This window comes from Stenotrophomonas sp. P5_B8 (genome assembly GCF_054049855.1).
Genome location: NZ_JBFULO010000327.1, coordinates 1 through 4,588, shown reverse-complemented (window position 1 = coordinate 4,588; position 4,588 = coordinate 1). Strand labels below are relative to the sequence as shown.

At 66.0% G+C, this 4,588-nt stretch carries 6 protein-coding genes; all 6 read right to left on the bottom strand.

The annotated features are described in order from the left end of the window. On the bottom strand, positions 1 to 601 hold a 601-nt coding region (gene flgH / locus ACXJKH_RS15585; RefSeq protein ID WP_457320634.1), incomplete at its 3' end, for a flagellar basal body L-ring protein FlgH. A 23-nt stretch (positions 602 to 624) separates the two neighbouring features. Continuing rightward, positions 625 to 1,410, bottom strand: coding sequence for a flagellar basal-body rod protein FlgG (gene flgG, locus ACXJKH_RS15580; protein WP_457320632.1), 786 nt, complete (start codon positions 1,408 to 1,410; stop codon positions 625 to 627). Between the two features lie 136 nt (positions 1,411 to 1,546). After that, a complete protein-coding gene (locus ACXJKH_RS15575; protein WP_457320630.1) occupies positions 1,547 to 2,299 on the bottom strand; it encodes a flagellar basal body rod protein FlgF in 753 nt (250 codons plus the stop codon). A gap of 32 nt (positions 2,300 to 2,331) precedes the next feature. Beyond that, positions 2,332 to 3,555 carry a flagellar hook protein FlgE gene (gene flgE, locus ACXJKH_RS15570; RefSeq protein WP_457320628.1) on the bottom strand — a complete coding sequence of 408 codons (1,224 nt, stop codon included), beginning with the start codon at positions 3,553 to 3,555 and terminating at the stop codon, positions 2,332 to 2,334. A gap of 32 nt (positions 3,556 to 3,587) precedes the next feature. After that, the gene (locus ACXJKH_RS15565; protein ID WP_457320626.1) at positions 3,588 to 4,274 is read right to left on the bottom strand and encodes a flagellar hook assembly protein FlgD; all 687 of its coding nucleotides are present in this window, start codon (positions 4,272 to 4,274) and stop codon (positions 3,588 to 3,590) included. A 26-nt stretch (positions 4,275 to 4,300) separates the two neighbouring features. Continuing rightward, positions 4,301 to 4,588, bottom strand: a 288-nt coding sequence (locus ACXJKH_RS15560; RefSeq protein WP_457320624.1) for a flagellar basal body rod C-terminal domain-containing protein, incomplete at its 5' end; no start/stop codon positions are given.

Genomic DNA, 4,588 nt, shown 5'->3' with positions numbered 1-4,588 from the left:
GGGCATCGGCAACGCGGCTGGAAGGAATGGTGTTGTCCGGGGAGATGTCCGCCGCGCGCACGATGCCCTGCACCTGCACCAGCTCATCGCCCTGGTTCAAGCGCAGGTTTTTGGCGCCCTGGACCACCAGGTTGCCGTTGGGCAGGCGCTGCACCACGGTGACGGTCACGCTGCCGAGCAGGCGGTTGCTCTGCGCGGTGGTGCCCTTGCCGGCGAAGTYGCGCGAACCCTTGGCGCTGGCGCTGAGGATGTCCTTGCCGCCCAGTGTCACCGGCGCGCCGAACACGGTCGGGGTGCCGATGCTCAGGTCCGATTCCTTGGCGGTGGTGGTGTTGGCGGTGGTCTGCGCGGTGGTGTTCTCGGTCAGGGTGATGGTCAGCAGGTCGCCGACATCGCGTGCGCGCCGGTCCGAATACAGCTGCAGGCCCGGGCCGGCGGCGTAGATCGCACCGGCCGTGGCCTGCGCGGTGGGCGCGATGATCGGGGTGACCGGCGCCATCGCCGGGTAGGGGCGGACATCGCCGGCGATGACGCAGCCGCCGAGCAGGGCGACAACGGCACTGGCCGAGAGCATGCGGAGGGTAGGGCGCAGGTACGACATGGCAGGGTTCCCGGTTCGACCGATCAGACGTTCTGGTTGAGGTAGCCGAGCATCGCGTCGGTGGTGGAGATCGCCTTGGCGTTCATTTCGTAGGCGCGCTGGGTTTCGATCATCGACACCAGCTCTTCCACGACGTTGACGTTGCTGCCTTCCAGCGCGCCCTGCACCACGCTGCCCAGGCCGTTCAGGCCGGGGTTGCCGTTCTGCGCGGGGCCGGAGGCGGTGGTTTCCAGGAACAGGTTTTCACCGCGGGCCTGCAGGCCGGCCGGATTGACGAAGTCGGTCAGGGTCAGCGCGCCGATTTCCACCGACGCCGCGTCGTCGGCCATCTTTACGCTGATGGTGCCGTCGGTCCCGATGGTCAGCGACTGCGCGCCTTCGGGGATCTGGATGCCCGGCTGCACCGGGTAGCCGCTGTTGGTCACCAGCTCGCCATCCTGGTTGCGCTGGAACGACCCATCACGCGTATACGCCGAAGAACCGTCGGGCATCTGCACTTCGAAGAAACCGCGGCCGTTGACCATCACATCCAGCGCGCGGCCGGTCTGCTGCTGGCTGCCCTGCTCGARGTTCTTCGAGGTGGCCACCACGCGTACGCCGGTGCCCAGCTGCAGGCCCGTGGGCAGCTGCGTCTGTGCGGACGAAGAACCGCCCGGCTGGCGCACCTGCTGGTACAGCAGGTCTTCGAAGCTGGCACGGTCCTGCTTGAAACCGGTGGTGTTGGTGTTGGCGAGGTTGTTGGAAACCACCGACATGCGCGTCTGCTGCGCATCCAGTCCGGTCTTGGCGATCCACAATGCCTGGTTCATGGCGATGTTCCTTTGTCTGTTGCGGGTGGCCACCCGGGGCGGCCGTCACGGGGAGCGATGCATGGGCTGTGCCAGAACCGCGCCGGAATTCCGTCGGGGCCCCGTGGGTGCCCCGTCAATCGCGCATCGCCGCGGCTCAACCGCCCAGTCGCAGCAGGCTGTTGGCGCTACGGGCGTTGTCGTCGCCGTGCTTGATCACCTTCACCTGCATTTCGTACTGGCGCTGCAGCTGGATCATCTGCACCAGCGCGCCGGCCGCGTCCACGTTGCTGCCTTCCAGCTGGCCGCTTTCCAGCGACTTGCCCTGGGCCTGCACGAAGGGCTGCTGCGGGTCGGTGTTGCGCATCAACCCGTCCAGGCCGCGCTCCAGCCGTTCATCGGCCGCGGCGACCACGCGGATACGGCCGATGTTGGCCATGGTCTGCGGGCCTTCGCCCAGCGGGATGATCGAGATCGTGCCGTCGTTGCCGATGTCCATGGCCTGGTGCGGCGGAATGGCGATCGGCGCACCGTTCTCGTCCAGCACCGGATGGCCACCGGCGGTCACCAGCTGGCCATTGGGGGTGATCGAGAGTGCCGCACCACGGGTATAGGCCTCACCGCCGCCCGCCGGGGCCTGCACCGCCAGCCAGTTGCCCGACTGCAGCGACAGGTCCAGCGGGTTGCCGGTGATCTGCTGCGCGCCCATGCGCCGGTTGAAGCCGGCGTCGACGTGCAGGGCGTCCACGCGCGAGGCATAGCCGGTGCCCTTGATCGGGAACGCCTCGGTATTGGCCAGGGCTTMCTTGAAACCAGGGGTATCGGTGTTGGCCAGGTTGTGCGAGAGCGTGCCCTGTGCCTGCAGCGAAGCACGTGCACCGGTCATCGCTACGTAGAGCGCCTTGTCCATCGTTGTAATCCCGTGATGCGGTCAGTGGCTCATCAACGGATGTTGATGATGGTCTGGGTGATCTGGTCCATGGTCGAGACCATCTGCGAATTGGCCTGGAAGTTGCGCTGGGCCGTGATCATGTTGACCAGCTGCTCGGTCAGGTCGACCGTGGAGGCTTCCAGCGAACCGGCCTGGACCTTGCCCAGGTTGGAGCTGTCCGGTGCACCGGTACGCGGCGTGCCCGAGCTGAAGGTTTCCACCCACAGGTTGTTGCCCTTGGCTTCCAGGCCCTGTGCATTGTTGAAGGTGGTCAGCGCGACCTGGCCCAGCGGTTTGTCATCGCCGTTGGAGTAGCGCGCGTAAACCACGCCTTCCTCGGACACGGTCACTTCGTTGAGCTTGCCGGCGGCGTAGCCGTCCTGCTGGGTGTTGCGCAGGGCGAACTTCTCGCCGTACTGGGTGGACCCGCTGATGTCCAGGGTCAGCGCCAGCTGGCCGGCGCCGGTGCTCGGCGTGAACGGGGCCAGCGTGATCTGGCCGTTGGCCGGGGCGGTCAACGCGCCGGCGTTGTTGAAGGTCAGCGTGGTCGGCGCGCCGGCGGCCTGGCCATCGACGTAGTTGTAGACCTGCCATTGGTTCGGGTCGGCGGTCTTGACGAAGTACGAAGTCTGCGTGTGGCTGACGCCCAGCGAGTCGTACACGGTGATACCGCCGGTGGACTGGCTGTAGCTGTTGGAATCGGTCGGGTCGAACACGCCCACCGTGGGCACCTTGGCGTCGGCCGGCAGGGTGAAACTGACGTTGACCTTGCTGGTCTGCCTGGGCGGGCTGTCGGTGGTGAGCAGCTGCAGGTCGACCAGGCGGCCGGCATCGAAGCTGGTGCCGTCGGCGTTGGGGGCGAACACCTGCAGGCGMGCGCCCTGCGGGTTGGTGACGTAGCCGGCCTGGTCGGTCTGGAAGTTGCCGGCGCGCGAATACACGCGGGCCCCGTTCATGGACATGGTGAAGAAGCCCTCACCGGAAATGGCCATGTCCAGGCTGCGCCCGGTCTGTTCGTTGTTGCCCTGCGAGAACTGCTGGGCCACGTTGGTCAGGCGCACGCCCGAACCGACCGCGTTCTTGGACAGGCCATAGCTGGTGGCCGAGAACAGGTCGGCGAACTCGGCGCGCGATTCCTTGAACCCGGTGGTGTTGACGTTGGCGATGTTGTTCGCGGTGACGTTCAGGTCGGCATTGGCTGCGTTGATGCCGGACAACGAAATGTTGAAGCCCATGGGATTGCTCCTGGTATGCGGGGTAGGGCGGCTCAGCTGATGCGGAGCACGTAGTCGATCGGGGCCGTGCCCAGGCCTTTGAGGTTGAGGTACAGGCCGTCCGAGCCGACGGTGACGCTCTCCACCGGGGCCTCGACGTAGGTGTTGACCTTGTTCTTGGCGCCGGCGCTGTCGGTGAAGGTGGCGGCGATCGAGTAGCTGCCCGGCGGCAGCCGATTGCCGTTGGCATCCTTGCCATCCCAGTCGAAGGTCACTTCGCCGGCGGCCTTGGCTTCCACGCTCAACGTGTTGACCTTGACGCCGTTGGCATCGGTGATTTCCACGTTGACAAAGCCCGCGCCGGAGGCAGCGACCATGCCGTTGGTGTTGCCTTCGGCCTCCAGCTGCCACTTGGTCGAGGGCACCAGCACGTCATGGCCGACCAGCGCAGCACCGCGCAGGATCTGGTCGCTGGACATCTGGTCCTGGAAGCCCTTCACCGTGGTGTTGAGGTCGGTGATGCCCTGCACCTGGGACAGCTGCGCCATCTGCGCCACCATCTGGGTGTTGTCCATGGGCTTGAGCGGATCCTGGTGCTGCAGCTGTTCGGTCATCAGGCGCAGGAAATCGGCCTGGTCCAGGGTGCTTTTCTTCTTGCTGGTGTCGCTGTTGGGCGCGTTGAGGCCGAGCGCGCTGTAGATATCGCTGCCGTTCTGGCCGACGCCGCTGGTGCTGCTCATGACGGTATGTCCTGTAAAGAAAAGGGTCAGCGACCCATGGTCAGGGTGGCCAGCGCCAGTTCCTTGGCGGTGGTCAGCATTTCCACGCCGGCCTGGTAATTGCGCGAGGTGGAGATGAGGTTGACCATCTGCGCCACCGGGTCGACGTCGGGCTGGTAGATGTAGCCGTCGCCGTCGGCCAGCGGGTGGCCGGGCTCGTAGCGCTTGATCGGCGCGGCGTCGCTCTGGCTGATTTCCTTGACCTGGACGGTGGTGATGTTCGGGTCGGTGCGGCTGGTGACGGACTGGAAGATCGGTTCGAGCGGCTTGTACAC